A 17,234-nucleotide genomic window follows, 5' to 3' on the forward strand; every position below is an offset into this window, starting at 1 on the left:
TAATATAAGAATAGTCTATCCAAGTACGTGATTTTATTCATATCGTACTATTTAATTGTTTTGGTTTAATATTAAACCAGCAATAACAACGAGATTAGCAATTAAGTTATTTCAGTCATAATTATATTGTTTATCTCGTTTTAATAGAGTATCACTAGACTGCTCTATGTATTTGTTACATTTCAGCCAGCATTTATATGCTGGCTTTTTTATATCGCCAAAAGCAAGTCTACTTCGATCAGACATAAAAAAGGGCATGCTGTTTACACAACACGCCCGAGCCAGTCACAGGCTAAAACTCTCTAGTAGGAATGAAAACACGATACTGCGTGCACATCATCACCTTCTAATACTGGTTTCTTCTTAGCACACTCTTCTGTCGCAACTGGACAACGAGTTCTAAACACACAACCTGATGGCGGATTCATTGGTGACGGTAAGTCACCTTCTAGCATCTCAATCTTCTTAGCACGCTCTAGCTTAGGATCAGGAATAGGTACTGCTGACATCAAAGCGCGTGTATAAGGGTGCTTAGGATGCGCGAACAATGCCTTAGATTCACCCAATTCTACTGCGTTGCCTAGGTACATAACTAGAACGCGGTCTGAGATGTGTTTAACAACAGAAAGGTCGTGTGCGATAAACACTAAGCTCAAGCCAAATTCTTTCTGAAGCTCTTTAAGAAGATTTACTACCTGCGCCTGGATAGATACATCTAGTGCCGATACAGGCTCATCACAAATGATCATCTTAGGCTTAAGAATCAATGCACGGGCAATACCAATACGCTGACATTGACCACCAGAGAACTCATGTGGGTAGCGGTTGATAACGTTAGGTAGAAGACCAACCTTGTCCATCATCTTTTTAACTTCTAGCTTCACTTCATCTTTACTTAACTTCGGATAGAAGGTCTGCAAAGGCTCTGCAATGATGTCACCAACTGTCATACGCGGGTTTAGCGATGCCAGAGGATCCTGAAAGATCATCTGAATATCTTTACGTGTTTCGCGGCGCTGAACGTCTTGCATCTTGGTTAGGTCTTGACCCAACCAAACCACTTCGCCTTCAGTCGCTTCAACCAAACCGATAACAGCACGAGCAAAAGTCGATTTACCACAACCCGACTCACCTACTACACCCAGCGTTTCACCTTCGTATAAACGTACGTTCACGCCGTCTACCGCTTTCAGTGGTGTAGGTTTGCTCCAAGGCCATGCTGATTTGGAAGCAATCTGGAAATGAACTTTTAAATCTTTCACATCCAGCATCAATTTTTTGTCTTCAATAAAAGGGGCGTTCATCGTATCCAAGCCTCGTGGTCAGAAAAACATGCGCGTTGGCGGTCTGTGCCAAATGGCGTAAGGATTGGCGTTTCGCTCATACAGCGATCCGTCACACGGTGGCAACGCTCTTGGTAAGGACAACCTGGTGGCAATTTAAGCAAGTTTGGTGGATTACCAGGGATAGTCGGTAAGATATCACCTTCTGTATCCAAACGAGGGATCGCTTTCAACAAACCTTCAGCGTACGGGTGGCTTGGCTCATAGAAAATCTCATCAACCGTGCCATACTCCATTGTACGACCAGCATACATTACCAATACTTTGTCACATGAACCTGCAACAACCCCAAGGTCATGGGTGATCATGATGATTGAGGTATCAAATTCTGACTTCAGCTCGTTAAGTAAATCCATGATCTGAGCCTGAACAGTTACGTCCAATGCCGTTGTCGGCTCATCTGCAATCAGCAGTTTTGGACGACACAGCAATGCCATCGCAATCATTACACGCTGGCGCATACCGCCAGAGAATTCGTGCGGATACATAGTAATACGCTTGCGTGCTTCTGGGATTTTCACCGCTTCAAGCATGCGTACTGATTCTTCAAACGCCTGTGCCTTGCCCATGCCTTTGTGCAACATAAGCACTTCCATCAACTGATCGCTTACCTTCATGTAAGGGTTCAGAGAAGTCATTGGGTCTTGGAAGATCATCGCGATTTGTTCAGCGCGAACCTTGTTGAGTTCCTTCTCTGGCAAGTTTAAGATCTCACGACCTTCAAATTTAGCACTACCTGAGATGATGCCGTTCTTTGCCAGTAGGCCCATGATGGCAAATACGGTTTGTGATTTGCCTGAACCAGACTCACCCACAATGCCTAGCGTTTCGCCCGGCTCTAATGAGAAGTTAAGATCGTTAACCGCAGTAACGATGCCATCTTGAGTAGTAAACTCTACTCTCAGGTCTTTTACGTCTAATAATTTATTCGTCATTATCCTATTCCTTATTATTCTTATCTGTCTTTAGGATCAAGCGCGTCACGAAGGCCATCGCCAACGTAGTTAAAGCAGAACAGAGTCACTACCATAAAGGCTGCAGGGAACATCAATTGCCATATAGCAACTTCCATTGTGTTAGCACCTTCTTGCAGTAGTGCACCCCAGCTTGTCATTGGCTCTTGAACACCAAGACCAAGAAACGACAGGAACGACTCAGTAAGGATCATACTTGGTACTAGCAGCGTTGAGTAAACCGCTACGATACCTAGAACGTTTGGTACAATATGGCGAGTAATGATCTTCCAGTTACTTACACCACTTACGTGCGCAGCTTCAATGAATTCTTTACTACGCAGACTCAATGTCTGACCACGTACGATACGCGCCATATCAAGCCAAGCAATAGCACCGATAGCAACAAAGATAAGGACAATGTTACGACCAAAGAAAGTCACTAGTACGATAACTAGGAACATAAATGGAACCGCGTATAGGATCTCTAGGATACGCATCATGATGCGGTCTGTACGACCACCGATAAAGCCTGATGTTGCACCGTATAAGGTACCAATCAATACTGCGACCAATGCACCAAGTACACCTACCATTAGAGAGATGCGACCGCCAATCAGAGTACGAACGTAAAGATCTCGACCTAAGCTATCAGTACCAAACCAGTGAGTAGCCGATGGCGCAGAGTGCAGTGCGTACCAATCGGTATCGTCATAGGCAAACTCCGCCATCATTGGCAGGAAGATTACCGATAAGGTAATTAGAACCAAAATAACTAGGCTGACCATCGCCGCTTTATTTCGCATAAAGCGCACACGAGCATCTTGCCATAATGAGCGACCTTCAATTTCAAGGTTCTCAGACATCTTTTCGATCGCATCAAGGTTTTCTTTTTTAATCAACATGTTGTTAGTCCTTGTTAGTAGCGAATCTTAGGATCAATAACTGCAAGCAAGATATCGACCACGGCGTTAAACAGAATGAACAAGAAACCAATCAAAATGGTGATACCCATTACTAGAGAGTAATCGCGGTTAAATGCGGCGTTAACAAACAGCTTACCAATACCCGGTAGACCAAAGATGGTTTCGATAACAACCGAGCCAGTGATGATACCTACGAACGCAGGCCCCATGTATGAAACCACTGGTAGCAGTGCTGGCTTGAGTGCGTGCTTAATAACGATATAACGGTAGCTAAGGCCTTTCGCACGCGCAGTACGAATGAAGTTACTGTTAAGGGTCTCGATCATTGAGCCACGAGTAATACGCGCAAAGGTCGCCACGTATAGTAGCGACATGCCGATGATTGGCAGTGCCATATACTGGAATGAGCCATCGTTCCAACCACCAGCGGGAAGCCAGCCAAGGTTGATAGAGAATAGGTAAATCAATACGGGTGCCAACACGAAGGATGGCATTACCACCCCGAGCATGGCGGTGGCCATTATTCCATAATCAAGCCAACTGTTCTGCCGCAATGCTGCTATGGTGCCGACAGTGACACCCATGATTACGGTAAAGATAAAGGCAAGAAAGCCCACTTTAGCCGATACAGGTAGTGCGTTAGCAACGAGTTCATTTACGGTGAAATCTTTGTATTTGAATGACGGGCCAAAGTCACCCGATAAAATGTTGGTCAAGTAAGTCGTGTATTGTTCAAATACAGGCTTATCTAAACCGTATTTAGCATTAATGTTCGCCATAACTTCCGGTGGAAGTGGGCGCTCACTTGAAAATGGGTTACCTGGCGCAAAGCGCATCAGGAAGAAAGACACGGTGATCAATACTAACAAGGTTGGTATTGCTTCAAAAATCCGTTTCATAATGAATTTAAGCATAAACTCATCCATCCAGTCTGTGACAAAAAATTAGACGCTGCATGTGTTTCCACATGCAGTGTCTTTCATAGTTATTATTGTTTTAAGTAGAAATTACTTAATGATGTACATATCTTTAGAGAACAACTTGTCTTCTGCGTTGTTGCTCGGGTAGCCGCCTACTTTTTCAGAAACTAGACGAGAAGTAACGTACTGATAGATAGGTGCGATAGGCATGTCTTTAGCAAGTTGTTTTTCAGCTTCAACGTAAATTGCTTCGCGCTCAGCGTCGCTAGTTGCTGCCATTGCTTTAGCCATAAGTGCATCGTAAGTTTCACTGTGATACTTAGGATCGTTCGAGCTGTTATTCGATTGCATTAGCGATAGGAAGCTTGATGCTTCGTTGTAATCGCCACACCAACCAGCACGAGTCACGTCAAAGTCACCTTGACGGCGTGTATCTAGGTATGTTTTCCACTCTTGGTTCTCAAGCGTTACTTTTACACCAAGATCTTTAGCCCACATAGATTGCACTGCTGTAGCAATCTTCTTGTGGTTTTCTGATGTGTTGTAAAGTAGCGTGAACGTTAGAGGGTTACTCTTATCAAAGCCCGCTTCAGCTAAAAGCTCTTTTGCTTTAGCATTACGTTCTTTTTGAGTCAACTTACCGTATTCAGGAAGCTCAGGGTTAAAGCCCGCAGTGATCTCTGGAGTAAGGAAATAAGCTGGTTTCTGACCTTGACCTAGAATTAGATTCGCGATGACTTCACGGTCGATAGTGTAAGACAATGCCTCACGCACTCGAACATCGTCAAACGGTGCTTTTTGGTTGTTAAAGCCGTAGTAGTAAGAACATAGGTTGCCCTTAACATCTACAGACTCTGGGTGTTGTTGCTTAAGACGCTTGAAGTGCTCGATAGGCAGTTCATTGGTGATTTGAATCTCGCCAGATAGGAAACGGTTCATTTCAGCAACTTGGTTCTCAACTGGTAAGAAAGTTACCTTGTTAAGAACTGTGTTCTCGTTGTCCCAGTAGTTAGTATTACGAACTAATTCGATACGCTCGTTCACTACCCATCTGTCCATAACGAATGCACCGTTACCAACGAAGTTTTCAGGCTTAGTCCATTGATCACCAAACTTTTCAACAGTTCCACGGTGAACTGGCTTAACGGTTGTATGACCCATCATCTTAACGAAATATGGAACAGCTTGTTCAAGTTGAATCTCTAGTGTGTGCTCATCGAGAGCTTTAACACCTAGAGTTTCTTTATCTTTCTTACCAGCAATGATCTCATCTGCATTAACCATTGTGGTCATCTCTAAGTACCAAGAGTACGGAGAAGCAGTGTTTGGATCGACGGCACGTTTGAAGCTGTAAACGAAGTCTTCAGCTGTTACAGGGTCGCCATTTGACCATTTAGCATCTTTGCGAAGTTTGAAAATGAAAGTTTTGTTGTCTGTCGTTTCCCAAGACTCAGCTACACCAGGGATTGTGTTGCCGTCTGCATCTTGGTTTACTAGGCCTTCAAGTAGGTCACGAATAACGTGAGACTCTGGAACACCTTCAGTTTTATGCGGGTCGATCGAAGCAACCTCTGTACCGTTACCACGAACCAATTCCTGTACGGGAGCAAGCTCGGTACCTGCAGGAACATTTGCAGCAAGAGTGGTGAAAGAGGTGGTTGCCGCAGCTAGGCCCGCTCCAAGGATTAGAGCTTGGGTGATCTTATTTTTGTACATGCAATAAACTCCAGTTTTTTATCGTTGCATCCATGAACTCTTTATTCTGACTTGAAGCCGTTGTTTTTAAGTTACTTTGTATCCAGAAAGAAACTTAAAAAGCTAAAAGACCATAAAGATTGGAAACAAAGTTACCATCCTTGAAAGTTTTTGCCATAAAAATGTATTCACGCAATTGCTAAATTCCTGCCTAGGTCAATAATCTAGAACTAAATTTGGCTTTACCAGAAAAATTCAGTGATCTAACCTGCACTTTATTAAAGCAATACATTTCGTTACATGATTTATCACCAAATAGTGACCTGCATCACAACTCAAAGAGCCAGCCTTAACAAATCAGCAACTTAAGTCACACCTAAAGCCAACTGTTATTTTAAATGCTTCACTTTTGACTTAGTCATTGAAAATCATAAAGATATAAAAACAACTAAACACTTATGATCTAGATCAAAAAAGCCCCTCGATAACAAGGGGCTTTAGCTTCCATTATTTTTGTGATCTACGTCACGATACTGGGTTTGTACGATTATGACCAACGTTTCATAGAAGCTTGATCAGATTCTCTCGCATCTAACCATCTTGAAGAGTCATTTAAGCGTTCTTTTTTCCAAAATGGTGCCTTGGTTTTCAAAAAGTCCATAATGAATTCACAGCCAGCAAATGCAGCATCGCGATGTGCACTAGACACTCCCACAAACACAATTTGATCAGCGATATCAAGGTCACCAACGCGGTGTATGATGGTGACCTTATCCAAAGGCCAGCGATTGCGTGCTTCACCACAAATCTCGTGCAACGCCTTTTCCGTCATCACTGGATAATGTTGTAAGTTAAGTCCTATAACGTCATCACCGAGGTTAAAATCTCGTACTTTTCCAACAAATGTAACTACTGCGCCAATAGATGAGGACTCTGACAACAAGACATACTCGTCACCCAAATCAAAATCCTGCTTTTGAACAACTACTTTGTTCATATTATCCTCCCGTTACCGGAGGGAAAAAGGCCACTTCATCGCCTGATTTTACAGTCGTGTCTAATGGAACCATAGTGTGATTGACTGCCGCAAGCAACTTGCCCGACTCTAATGCTAAAGCCCACTTATCACCACGTTCAATAAGCTGTTGTCTAATAGTGTCTACCGTACTACTAGAGCTCTCGATAGTAACTTCGTCTTCACCAACAAGCTCTCGAACCTGTGCAAAAAAAACCACTTTGATCATAACGTCGCCTCAAAATGACCTGATTTACCACCCGTCTTTTCAAGCAATCGAACTTGAGAAATCACGATGTCTTTTTGTACCGCTTTACACATATCGTAGATAGTTAAGGCAGCAACAGAGGCCGCAGTTAGAGCTTCCATTTCAACACCTGTCTTACCGGCTAGCTTACAGGTTGATTCAATACGAACCTGATTGCTTTCTTTTATTGGCGTTAATTGAACCTCTACCTTGGAGAGCAATAGAGGATGGCAAAGAGGGATCAGGTCCCATGTTTTCTTTGCTGCTTGAATACCAGCGATGCGCGCGGTAGCAAACACATCACCTTTATGGTGATCGCCACTTAAAATCAATGCGAGCGTTTGCTCTGACATGGTGACGATAGCCTCTGCCCTCGCCTCACGCACTGTGTCTGCTTTAGCAGACACATCGACCATATTCGCTTCACCGCTCTGGTTTATATGGGTTAATTCACTCATCTATTCTTACATCCCAATATGCGGCATGAAATTACATGGCTTATGGCGAGAATCTAGTTGATCTTTGATGATGCGAGTCCATGCTGTTCTACAAGCACCGGTTGAGCCTGGCATTGCCAAAATTACTGTACGGTTCGCAAAACCACCCAAGGCACGTGATTGAATAGTAGAAGTACCGATTTCTTCGTACGATACTGCGCGAAATAACTCACCAAACCCTTCAACTTTCTTATCAAAGAGTGGACCTAGAGCCTCAGGAGTAAAATCTCGAGCAGTAAATCCTGTGCCACCCGTAACTAAAATGGCATCAACATTTTCATCGGCAATCCATTTAGAGACGATCGCGCGAATCTTATAAACATCATCAATAACGATTTGTTTGTCCGCTAGTTTATGGCCTGCCTCTTGTACCTGGTCTGCTAAGTAACCGCCACTTGTATCGGTTTCTTCAGTTCTAGTATCTGATACAGTCAATACGGCAATGCTTGCCGGCGTAAAATCATTATGAGCGTGTCCCATTTCTCTCAATTCCTATGTACTGTTTGTTGTAAAATAAATAATAGTGTGACGAAGTTTAGCCGCCGATCGATGCCAGGTGCGGTGTCGCACCTGGGTTATTTTGATCAAGGTGATGGCTAACGTCTTTGGTTTTTAGACCTTGCGATATGCGGGCAATCAAAGCCTCTTCTTGCTCATCTTTTTGCATCAGATCGCGAAGCTCTAAGCCCTCTTCACCAAAGAGGCAAAGATGTAATTTACCCATTGCGGATACACGCAGTCGATTACAAGTCGAACAAAAACCTTTTTCGTATGGCATGATTAGACCTATCTCACCCTTGTACTCTGGGTGGATAAATACCTGAGCCGGTCCATCATTCACTTCTCGCAGCTTTAATATCCAACCGTTGGCAATCAGTTGATTTCGGATTGCTACCCCGGAAACATGTCGCTTATCAAACAGCTCATCCATTTCACCTGTCTTCATCAACTCGATAAAACGAAGTTGAATAGGTTTATCTTTGATCCAGTTTAAAAATTGCGGCAGTTGTTGGCTGTTAAGATCTTTAAGTAAAACCACATTAACCTTAACCTGCTCATAACCCACTTCAAAGGCACGATCGATACCCGCCATGACATCATGAAATCGGTTCTGTCCTGTAATTTGATGAAATTGTTTCGGATCGAGACTGTCTAGACTGACGTTAATATGAGTAAGCCCTGCCTCTTTCCAATCGGACACTTGTTTAGCCATGCGATAACCGTTGGTAGTGGTGGCTATTTTTTCAATGCCCGGAGTCTCGGCAACGCTATGCACAATATCCGTAAAATCTCTGCGCAGGGTGGGTTCACCACCTGTGATACGAACTTTAGTCGTACCACAATGGGCAAACGCTCGCACCACACGCTGTATCTCAGGAAGAGTGATAAAAGGGGGGCGTTTACTCGCCTCAGGGTGATACCCATCTGGCAAGCAATAATTGCACTTAAAGTTACACACGTCGGTAACTGAAAGTCGCAAGTAATAAAACTTGCGATGAAAACTATCTTCGAATTGTTGCGTCACAAAACACCTTTCCTAAATACGGGAGGCAACTCCATTTCTAGAGCAACCCTGGTGGCGAAATGCCACGGCCTAAATCACATATTGTTCTGCTCAAACGTTCATTTTCTGGAACATAGCGTCAAACTTAGTGAAGGAGACTCGGAGTTTTACACCTACAGTATAAACCATTTTCCGTAGGCTAATGCTAAAGCCTAAAGGAATGCAGGAACTTTTGCCAAGATGAATGTTACAAAAGGCGTGTTTAATCAAATTCATTCGCGGCAAATTTGGTCTAATCTAAAGATTCAGGTACATTTGCCTAGTATTTCTAAGAAAAATAAGCGATTAGCGTGGAAATTTACTCATCAAAAAAGGTAGTTGCCATCGGCGGCGGTCACGGTCTTGGTCGTATTTTGGCGGCTTTAAAAGATTTTGGTAGCAACGCAACTGGAATTGTAACCACCACAGATAACGGAGGTTCTACCGGTCGTATTCGTTATTGCCAAGGTGGAATTGCGTGGGGGGATACTCGTAACTGTATTAATCAGTTGATTACAGAGCCCTCGATCAGCTCGATGATGTTTGAATATCGCTTTCGAGGTGCAGGCGAACTCGACGGCCATAATCTAGGTAATCTAATCCTCACCGCAATGGATAATTTATCGGTTAGGCCACTTGAAGCCATCAACTTGGTTCGTGAGTTACTTAAAGTAGACGTTAACATCTTGCCGATGACTGAGCACCCTTCAGACCTGCGCGCCTTATCAACTAAGGGGAGTTGGGTAAAAGGTGAAACCAACGTTGATGAAATGGAAGAAGATTTGCTAAGGCTTGATCTGGATCCTGAGGTTCCTGCTATTTGCGAATCGGTCGATGCTATCAAGCTAGCAGATGCCATCATTTTAGGGCCAGGTAGCTTCTTAACCAGTATCATGCCTCCTCTTTTATTACCCGAAATTGGCAGGGCCATTAAGGCCAATACCAACGCAAAAGTCTTGCTAATCGAAAATCTCAGTCCTGAATTTGGTCCGGCTGGTCGGATGGATTTAAGACAGAAACTAAGCTGGATAGAGCGTGCTTGCCACGGGCGAAAAATTGACGTGGTATTAGGTGGTGTTCCTCATCCAGAATTGGAAGATAAATGGAACATAGTCACCCGCGATCTCGCCTCAATAAACAGAGGCTGGCGCCACGACCGCGAGAAACTGCGCCTAGCCATTTTAGAACAGCTGTAATTACTGGAGTTGGTCTTGTAATTGCTCCAACTTAAACACTGTTCGTCGCAAAAGTGAAATCAGCTCGTCACATTGTTTATCAAAGTCGGTTAGTTGTTGCTGCTTGTAAAAGGCATCCATTTCAGAGGCCTTTTCTGCAAGTAAAGTAGCACCAAAACTAGGAGCGCTACCTTTTATCGCATGGCAAGTACGAGCAATCATCTCTCTACTCTCTGCACTCACTGCCACTCCCTCTATTTGACCAATGTACTGCTGAAGCTCTTGTTTAAAAATATCGAGCAAGGCTGGCATAGCCTCCACACCCACCTGTGCACGCAAGCTAGTAATTTTATCGCTTTGCAACAGATTTAGTTCATCCACGCCCTTTCTCCCATTTTTCTAGTTTCCTATAGAGTGTTGATGCACTGACATCCAGTTCAGTGGCAGCGGCAGGTATACTGCCACCACACAGTTCGATGGCTCTTTCTATCGTTCTGCGTTCGACCAAAGCCAACGGCACGATCTTTTTGCTGTCGTCATTTTGTTCAGGGTCTATGAACTGATCGATAACGTCTTCGGAATATGAAGCGACCTTAAATCGATCTAAGGGAGCCGGTAACATGTCCATTTTCACTTCTTCGCCTTCATTGAGAACGACAATATTACGAATCACATTTTGTAACTGGCGTACGTTACCCGGCCAAGGATAAGCGACGAAATGACGAAGTACCTCCTGGTTAAATTTGCCAAATTGTTTGTTCTCTTCAAGAGAGGTAAAACCGAGTAAAGAGTACGCAATCTCAACAATGTCATCGCCTCGGTCTCTTAATGGTGGCAAATGCAGTGGGATAACATAAAGGCGGTAATAAAGATCCTCTCGAAAACGACCTCTCTTCACTTCTTGCCATGGATCTTTGTTGGTCGCACACACAAAGCGCACATCAACTGCACTGAGCTTTGATGAGCCTACTTTTTGATAAGTACCGGTCTGAATAAAGCGTAATAATTTGGTTTGTAAATCCAAATCCATCTCACATAATTCGTCTAAAAATAGAGTTCCGCCATCAGCCAATTCAGCGGCGCCTTTTCGATCTGTTGCAGCGCCGGTAAATGCACCTTTTACATGGCCAAACAGTTCACTTTCAATGAGGTCTTTAGGGATAGCAGCACAATTCAATGCAATAAAGGGCTCAGGACTTCGATTACTGACAGAGTGAATGGCCTCAGCACACACTTCTTTACCCGTTCCGCTCTCACCAGTAATAAAGATACTCGCCTTACTCGATGCTGCCGAATCAATGGTTTTATAGACCTTTTGCATACTAGAACTTGAGCCAATAAAGCCTTGATATTGATTTATTTCTCCCAGAACATCTTGCTTACCATTTTGGGTTTGGTGTATCGCTTTAGATACTGTTATGCGGAGCTGATCTGCCTCACAGGGTTTAATCAAAAAGTCATGTGCCCCGGCTCTCATCGCCTCAACTGCAACCTCGATAGAACCATGTGCTGTCATGAAGATAACAGGGACTTTAGGCGCTCTTGCTCGCACCTTTTTCAATACGTCCATCCCCGTCATATCGGGCAGGCGCAGATCCAACAGCATAAGATCAATCGACTGCTGTTCAAGATGTTCCAATGCAGCCTCACCACTAGAGACTATTTGAATATCTAAATTCAGTGTTGAAAGATATGTCTGGTATAAGGTGGCTACTGAAAGCGTGTCCTCTACCATCAACAATCTCAACTGCTTGTTTGCTATTTTATTTTTTGACATTCGCTATACAACCTAACCCCTAGCTATTGGCGATGAATTGCCTTCGGTATTCTTCCATTTGATCTCGTTTGGCAGCCGCTTCTTCAAACTCAAGATTCTGTGCATGTTGGTACATCTCATTCTCTAGTTTGAGTATAAGCTTCTCCAACTCTTGCGGTGGCAATGTCTTATATTGCTCATCGCTTTCCGCTACCTTAGATAATGGCACAGCTTTGGACTTCTTATTGCCGCCCGCTTTGGCAACACTTCCGAGTTCCATAATATCTTTGACACTTTTCTTAAGAGCTTGCGGTGTAATTCCATTGTCTTCATTGTACTGTTGCTGCTTCAAGCGTCGACGTTCTGTTTCACCTATCGCTTTGGCCATCGATTTAGTAATACGATCTCCATACAAGATAGCCTTACCTTCAAGGTTTCGTGCGGCGCGACCTATAGTCTGAATCAACGAACGCTCTGAACGAAGGAAGCCTTCTTTATCGGCATCGAGAATGGCCACCAGCGACACTTCTGGCATGTCCAAACCTTCACGAAGTAAGTTAATACCCACTAACACATCAAATTCACCCAAACGTAGGTCACGAATTATTTCGACCCGTTCTACAGTGTCCACATCCGAATGCAAATAACGAACCTTCACATCATGTTCGGTCAGGTATTCCGTTAAATCCTCGGCCATACGCTTGGTTAATGTGGTCACCAACACTCTTTCATCTTTGACGCTTCGAATGCGTATCTCCGACAATAAGTCATCGACTTGAGTACCTACGGGGCGCACCTCAATTTCTGGATCGAGTAAACCCGTTGGGCGAACAACCTGCTCTGCAATATCGTCGCCGGACATCTCTTTTTCATAGTCACTAGGCGTTGCCGAAACAAAGATGGTTTGAGGCGCTAAAGCTTCGAACTCGTCAAATTTTAGTGGGCGATTATCGAGAGCTGACGGTAAACGAAAACCAAATTCGACTAGAGTCTCTTTACGAGAACGGTCGCCTTTATACATAGCACCAATCTGCGGAACGGTGACGTGTGACTCATCAATAACCAACAAACCGTCCGCCGGAAGATAATCAAACAAGGTCGGAGGCGGCTCGCCCTCTTCACGACCACTGAGATGCCTTGAATAGTTTTCTACTCCAGAGCAAAATCCGAGTTCATTCATCATTTCTATATCGAATTGAGTACGCTGACTTATGCGCTGCTCTTCCAGTAATTTATTGTTATCAAGCAAATGTTTCTTGCGATCAACAAGCTCATCTTTAATCTTCTCAATCGCTTCCAGCATTCGATCACGCGGTGTAACGTAGTGCGTTTTAGGATAGATGGTAAATCTGGGTAGATCTCTTTGGGTAACAGAGCCCGTCAGTGGATCAAAAATACTGATACAGTCTATTTCATCGTCAAACATTTCAATTCGTACTGCATCATGTTCAGATTCAGCAGGATAAATATCAATCACCTCACCTCGTACACGAAACTGCCCACGCTCAAACGCCACATCATTTCTTGAATACTGCAATTCTGCTAGTCGGCGTAGGATATCTCTTTGATCCATTACATCGCCACGTCTAACGTGTAACATCATTTTAAGATAAGACTCAGGATCACCTAAACCGTAGATAGCAGAAACCGAAGCAACAATGATGGCATCTTTGCGCTCTAGTAGCGCCTTTGTCGCTGACAACCTCATTTGTTCAATATGAGCATTCACCGAAGAGTCTTTCTCAATAAAGGTGTCAGTTGTGGGAACGTATGCTTCAGGTTGATAATAATCGTAGTAAGAAACAAAGTACTCTACGGAATTATTAGGAAAGAATGCTTTCATCTCTCCATATAATTGAGCAGCCAAGGTTTTATTCGGCGCCAAAATGATGGCTGGTCGCTGTGCCTGTGCAATAACATTTGCCAACGAAAAGGTTTTCCCTGAACCTGTCACGCCCAATAAGGTTTGATGGGCTAGACCACTGTCCAATCCATCAAGCAATTGTTTAATCGCAGTAGGCTGGTCGCCCGAAGGTTGATAACTCGAAACCAAATCAAACGTTTTGGTGCTTTTTTCTTCATCCACAATGCGTTACCTTCGCTTGAAATATTTTCATGAGTATTTATATCAATTTTATCACCAATAGTGCTAGCACTCGATTTTAACATTTGCTATATTCTTCTCCCCTGAAAGAAAACCCTCTCTATTGTAACATCTAATTAACTCACAGCTTTTCCCCAGAATTTAGTCAATGGTTAATTTTTAGATTATTTTTTGAACATACCTGAAACACCTATCACATCTTGTTGAAGCACGCATTTTTCACACAACTCCTTGTATTGCATGTACTTACAATAAACAATTACACCAAGTAAAGTTATCGGTATGTTAATAAAATAAAGTTTCCCCAAACTCATCAACATACTTATCCACAAAATCAGTGGATAACTGTCACCAAGCCTTAATGCAATTGGTCTCAACATTACCCACAGCACTTTCTGTATAATTTTTCCTAGAAATCTTCAGATTTAATATTGACAGATAGAAGCCTTGTCAGTAATATTCGCCTCGCTTTAGAGCAATTCCCCCTTAGTTCAGTTGGTAGAACGGCGGACTGTTAATCCGTATGTCGCAAGTTCAAGTCTTGCAGGGGGAGCCAAATTTTTTTAAAAAACCGTATCATGAAAGTGATGCGGTTTTTTTTCGTTTGGACTTTGTGTTTGGGTAAATAGCTTCAAGCTGTCAGCTGATAGCTGATAGCTGTAAGAATTGTCATTCCCACATGCTTTTAGTGGGAATCTCGCAACGCACTCCCCTAAGATTACCGATAAAACGCCTCGGTAATGACTGTGTTTGAACTTAGAGCTTCAAGCTGTCAGCTAATAGCTCTAAGAAATATCATTCCCGCATGCTTCTAACGGGAATCTAGGAACGCACTCGCCCAAAGATTGCCGATAAAACACTTCAGCAATGACTGCATTTGAACTTGGAGCTTTAAGCTGTCAGTTGATAGCTGTAAGAAATGTCATTCCCGCATGTTTTTAGCGGGAATCTAGGAACGCACTCGCCCAAAGATTGCCGATAAAACACCTCGGCAATGACTGTGTTTGAACTTAGAGCTTCAAGCTGTCAGCTAATAGCTCTAAGAAATATCATTCCCGCATGCTTTTAACGGGAATCTAGGAACGCACTCGCCCAAAGATTGCCGATAAAACACCTCGGCAATGACGGTGTTTGAACTTGGAGCTTTAAGCTGTCAGCTGATAGCTGTAAGAAATGTCATTCTCGCATGCTTTTAACGGGAATCTGGGAACGCACTCGCCCTAAGATTGCCGATAAAACACTTCGGCAATGACGGTGTTTGAACTTGGAGCTTTAAGCTGTCAGCTGATAGCTGTAAAAAATGTCCTTCCCGCATACTTTTAGCAGGAATCTCGCAACGCACTCGCCCAAGACTGCCGATAAAACACCTCGGCAATGACGGTGTTTGAACTTGGAGCTTTAAGCTGTCAGCTGATAGCTGTAAGAAATGTCATTCTCGCATGCCTTTAGCGGGAATCTTGCAACACACTCGCCCAAAGATTGCCTAAAAAACACTTCGGCAATGACTGCATTTAAACTTAGAGCTTTAAGCTGTCAGCTGATAGCTATAAGAAATGTCATTCCCGCATGCTTTTAGCGGGAATCTGGGAACGCATTAACTTAAATTTGCGTCATAATATAAAGACTTGCATTACAAAAACGTACAATCTACACACCATTCGTCCGCCCAAATGGGTAACCTAAGTCTCCACAAATAGTCATCAAATTTAAAACTAAACGACGTTATGGCACCTAACACCTCAATTTTATGTACTTTATTTGAAAAGAACTGCGTATAAACGACTATATTTTCTACAAATGTTCTAAATCCCTACAGATGTTGTGTTGTTATATACCTGACAAATTAGGATAATGTTCAGCTCGATCTGGGTGAGTAAAAAATTGGTATGACCGAATATCTTTTGTTGTTGATTGGTACCGTACTGGTCAACAACTTTGTGCTAGTTAAATTCTTGGGCTTGTGTCCATTTATGGGAGTCTCTAAAAAATTAGAGACGGCTATAGGTATGGGGCTAGCGACAACCTTTGTTCTGACCTTGGCATCAGTGTGTGCGTATTTAGTAGAAACCTATCTACTGCAACCGCTTGGCATCGAATACCTACGAACCATGAGTTTCATTCTGGTTATTGCTGTCGTAGTTCAGTTTACTGAGATGGTGGTGCACAAAACTAGCCCTACGTTATATCGACTGCTCGGGATTTTCATCCCACTGATCACCACAAACTGTGCAGTGCTGGGCGTAGCTTTGCTTAATGTTAATGAAAATCACAGTTTCGTAGAGTCCATCATCTATGGGTTTGGTGCAGCCGTTGGCTTCTCGATGGTGCTTATTCTATTTGCATCAATGCGCGAACGCATTGCAGCTTCCGATGTTCCAGTGCCTTTTAGAGGCGCCTCTATTGCAATGATCACTGCAGGCTTAATGGCTCTAGCATTTATGGGCTTTACAGGTTTGGTGAAGATCTAATGGAAGCTATTCTTATCGCCGTTGTCGCCCTCGTGGCTCTTGCTGCTCTATTTGGCGGGTTACTTGGTTTTGCATCTATCCGCTTCAAAGTAGAAGCTGACCCGATCGTTGAACAAATTGACTCTATCTTGCCACAGACACAATGTGGTCAGTGTGGTTACCCAGGCTGTCGCCCTTATGCAGAGGCTATTGCTAACGGTGATGAGATCAACAAATGCCCTCCTGGTGGAGAAGCCACTATACAAAAACTGGCTGACCTTATGGGAGTTGATGTACCCGACTCAGCACACGATCTTTCCGATAATGTTAAAAAAGTCGCGTTTATACACGAAGACATGTGTATCGGCTGCACTAAATGTATTCAAGCTTGTCCCGTTGATGCCATTGTCGGGGGAACAAAGGCCATGCATACCATCATTGCGGACCAATGTACGGGCTGTGATCTCTGTGTTTCACCCTGCCCAACTGAATGCATTGAGATGATTCCGGTAAAAACCACTCCGGATACTTGGAAATGGCAACTCGACACCATCCCAGTAGTTAATATCGATACCAATGTGCCAAGCACAACGACTGAGAATTCATAACCGCC

16 protein-coding genes, 1 tRNA gene and 1 riboswitch are annotated in these 17,234 nt (G+C 43.4%); of the genes, 4 read left to right on the forward strand and 13 right to left on the reverse strand.

Annotated elements, in window-relative coordinates; translation table 11 throughout:
- Positions 1 to 302: 302 nt before the first annotated feature.
- The 10 genes from oppF to moaA form a co-directional block, all read right to left on the reverse strand.
- Complete coding sequence (oppF, locus tag OCU48_RS09000; protein WP_141347356.1) at positions 303 to 1,304, reverse strand: murein tripeptide/oligopeptide ABC transporter ATP binding protein OppF; 1,002 nt, start codon at positions 1,302 to 1,304, stop codon at positions 303 to 305.
- Positions 1,301 to 2,278 (reverse strand): ABC transporter ATP-binding protein, encoded by a 978-nt coding sequence (oppD, locus tag OCU48_RS09005; RefSeq protein ID WP_141347355.1) that lies wholly within the window; start codon positions 2,276 to 2,278, stop codon positions 1,301 to 1,303. Before oppD ends, oppF begins: the two co-directional genes overlap by 4 nt.
- 20 nt (positions 2,279 to 2,298) lie before the next feature.
- The gene (oppC, locus tag OCU48_RS09010; protein ID WP_141347354.1) at positions 2,299 to 3,201 is read right to left on the reverse strand and encodes an oligopeptide ABC transporter permease OppC; all 903 of its coding nucleotides are present in this window, start codon (positions 3,199 to 3,201) and stop codon (positions 2,299 to 2,301) included.
- A 14-nt stretch (positions 3,202 to 3,215) separates the two neighbouring features.
- Entirely contained in the window at positions 3,216 to 4,136 is a 921-nt protein-coding gene (gene oppB / locus OCU48_RS09015; RefSeq protein ID WP_141347353.1) for an oligopeptide ABC transporter permease OppB, read from the reverse strand.
- Positions 4,137 to 4,229: 93 nt separating this feature from the next.
- Positions 4,230 to 5,858, reverse strand: coding sequence for an ABC transporter substrate-binding protein (locus OCU48_RS09020; protein ID WP_141347352.1), 1,629 nt, complete (start codon positions 5,856 to 5,858; stop codon positions 4,230 to 4,232).
- Positions 5,859 to 6,384: 526 nt separating this feature from the next.
- Positions 6,385 to 6,834 (reverse strand): molybdopterin synthase catalytic subunit MoaE, encoded by a 450-nt coding sequence (moaE, locus tag OCU48_RS09025; protein ID WP_141347351.1) that lies wholly within the window; start codon positions 6,832 to 6,834, stop codon positions 6,385 to 6,387.
- Between the two features lies 1 nt (position 6,835).
- On the reverse strand, positions 6,836 to 7,081 hold the full coding sequence (gene moaD / locus OCU48_RS09030; RefSeq protein ID WP_141347350.1) for a molybdopterin synthase sulfur carrier subunit: 246 nt from the start codon (positions 7,079 to 7,081) through the stop codon (positions 6,836 to 6,838).
- Positions 7,078 to 7,557 (reverse strand): cyclic pyranopterin monophosphate synthase MoaC, encoded by a 480-nt coding sequence (gene moaC / locus OCU48_RS09035; protein WP_141347349.1) that lies wholly within the window; start codon positions 7,555 to 7,557, stop codon positions 7,078 to 7,080. The genes moaD and moaC overlap by 4 nt, the downstream gene beginning before the upstream one ends.
- Positions 7,558 to 7,563: 6 nt before the next feature.
- Positions 7,564 to 8,076 carry a molybdenum cofactor biosynthesis protein B gene (moaB, locus tag OCU48_RS09040; RefSeq protein ID WP_141347348.1) on the reverse strand — a complete coding sequence of 171 codons (513 nt, stop codon included), beginning with the start codon at positions 8,074 to 8,076 and terminating at the stop codon, positions 7,564 to 7,566.
- A gap of 55 nt (positions 8,077 to 8,131) precedes the next feature.
- Positions 8,132 to 9,121 carry a GTP 3',8-cyclase MoaA gene (moaA, locus tag OCU48_RS09045; RefSeq protein ID WP_141347347.1) on the reverse strand — a complete coding sequence of 330 codons (990 nt, stop codon included), beginning with the start codon at positions 9,119 to 9,121 and terminating at the stop codon, positions 8,132 to 8,134.
- A riboswitch (molybdenum cofactor riboswitch) is annotated at positions 9,110 to 9,277 on the reverse strand. (Overlaps the previous gene by 12 nt.)
- A gap of 173 nt (positions 9,278 to 9,450) precedes the next feature.
- Here moaA and yvcK point away from each other — a divergent pair.
- Positions 9,451 to 10,335, forward strand: a complete 885-nt coding sequence (gene yvcK / locus OCU48_RS09050; RefSeq protein ID WP_141347346.1) for a uridine diphosphate-N-acetylglucosamine-binding protein YvcK — start codon at positions 9,451 to 9,453, stop codon at positions 10,333 to 10,335.
- Here the strand turns inward: yvcK and OCU48_RS09055 are convergent, their stop codons facing one another.
- From OCU48_RS09055 to uvrB, 3 genes are read right to left on the reverse strand one after another with little or no spacing between them, the layout of a single operon-like run.
- Entirely contained in the window at positions 10,336 to 10,695 is a 360-nt protein-coding gene (locus OCU48_RS09055; protein ID WP_141347345.1) for an Hpt domain-containing protein, read from the reverse strand.
- Positions 10,688 to 12,091: a quorum-sensing sigma-54 dependent transcriptional regulator LuxO gene (gene luxO, locus OCU48_RS09060; protein WP_141347344.1), complete on the reverse strand. Its 1,404-nt coding sequence runs from the start codon at positions 12,089 to 12,091 to the stop codon at positions 10,688 to 10,690. The genes OCU48_RS09055 and luxO overlap by 8 nt, the downstream gene beginning before the upstream one ends.
- A 19-nt stretch (positions 12,092 to 12,110) precedes the next feature.
- Positions 12,111 to 14,156 carry an excinuclease ABC subunit UvrB gene (uvrB, locus tag OCU48_RS09065; protein ID WP_141347343.1) on the reverse strand — a complete coding sequence of 682 codons (2,046 nt, stop codon included), beginning with the start codon at positions 14,154 to 14,156 and terminating at the stop codon, positions 12,111 to 12,113.
- A gap of 498 nt (positions 14,157 to 14,654) precedes the next feature.
- On the opposite strand from uvrB, the gene OCU48_RS09070 reads away from it, so the two are divergent.
- The 3 genes from OCU48_RS09070 (at position 14,655) to rsxB (ending at position 17,229) form a co-directional block, all read left to right on the forward strand.
- A tRNA-Asn gene (locus OCU48_RS09070) sits at positions 14,655 to 14,730 on the forward strand.
- A gap of 1,330 nt (positions 14,731 to 16,060) precedes the next feature.
- On the forward strand, positions 16,061 to 16,642 hold the full coding sequence (gene rsxA / locus OCU48_RS09075; protein ID WP_065209629.1) for an electron transport complex subunit RsxA: 582 nt from the start codon (positions 16,061 to 16,063) through the stop codon (positions 16,640 to 16,642).
- On the forward strand, positions 16,642 to 17,229 hold the full coding sequence (gene rsxB, locus OCU48_RS09080; protein ID WP_141346139.1) for an electron transport complex subunit RsxB: 588 nt from the start codon (positions 16,642 to 16,644) through the stop codon (positions 17,227 to 17,229). Before rsxA ends, rsxB begins: the two co-directional genes overlap by 1 nt.
- The last annotated feature ends 5 nt before the right edge of the window (positions 17,230 to 17,234 follow it).

Origin of the sequence: Vibrio inusitatus (genome assembly GCA_024346935.1) — a bacterium.
Classification (GTDB): domain Bacteria; phylum Pseudomonadota; class Gammaproteobacteria; order Enterobacterales; family Vibrionaceae; genus Vibrio; species Vibrio inusitatus.

What these genes read in the sequence shown, in the direction of transcription:
- rsxB (WP_141346139.1), top strand. Translation starts at nt 16,642, where the DNA reads ATGGAAGCTATTCTTATCGCCGTTGTCGCCCTCGTGGCTCTTGCTGCT.
- moaD (WP_141347350.1), bottom strand. Translation starts at nt 7,081, where the DNA reads ATGATCAAAGTGGTTTTTTTTGCACAGGTTCGAGAGCTTGTTGGTGAA.
- OCU48_RS09020 (WP_141347352.1), bottom strand. Translation starts at nt 5,858, where the DNA reads ATGTACAAAAATAAGATCACCCAAGCTCTAATCCTTGGAGCGGGCCTA.
- rsxA (WP_065209629.1), top strand. Translation starts at nt 16,061, where the DNA reads ATGACCGAATATCTTTTGTTGTTGATTGGTACCGTACTGGTCAACAAC.
- moaC (WP_141347349.1), bottom strand. Translation starts at nt 7,557, where the DNA reads ATGAGTGAATTAACCCATATAAACCAGAGCGGTGAAGCGAATATGGTC.
- moaE (WP_141347351.1), bottom strand. Translation starts at nt 6,834, where the DNA reads ATGAACAAAGTAGTTGTTCAAAAGCAGGATTTTGATTTGGGTGACGAG.
- oppC (WP_141347354.1), bottom strand. Translation starts at nt 3,201, where the DNA reads ATGTTGATTAAAAAAGAAAACCTTGATGCGATCGAAAAGATGTCTGAG.
- moaB (WP_141347348.1), bottom strand. Translation starts at nt 8,076, where the DNA reads ATGGGACACGCTCATAATGATTTTACGCCGGCAAGCATTGCCGTATTG.
- luxO (WP_141347344.1), bottom strand. Translation starts at nt 12,091, where the DNA reads ATGTCAAAAAATAAAATAGCAAACAAGCAGTTGAGATTGTTGATGGTA.
- oppF (WP_141347356.1), bottom strand. Translation starts at nt 1,304, where the DNA reads ATGAACGCCCCTTTTATTGAAGACAAAAAATTGATGCTGGATGTGAAA.
- oppD (WP_141347355.1), bottom strand. Translation starts at nt 2,278, where the DNA reads ATGACGAATAAATTATTAGACGTAAAAGACCTGAGAGTAGAGTTTACT.
- oppB (WP_141347353.1), bottom strand. Translation starts at nt 4,136, where the DNA reads ATGCTTAAATTCATTATGAAACGGATTTTTGAAGCAATACCAACCTTG.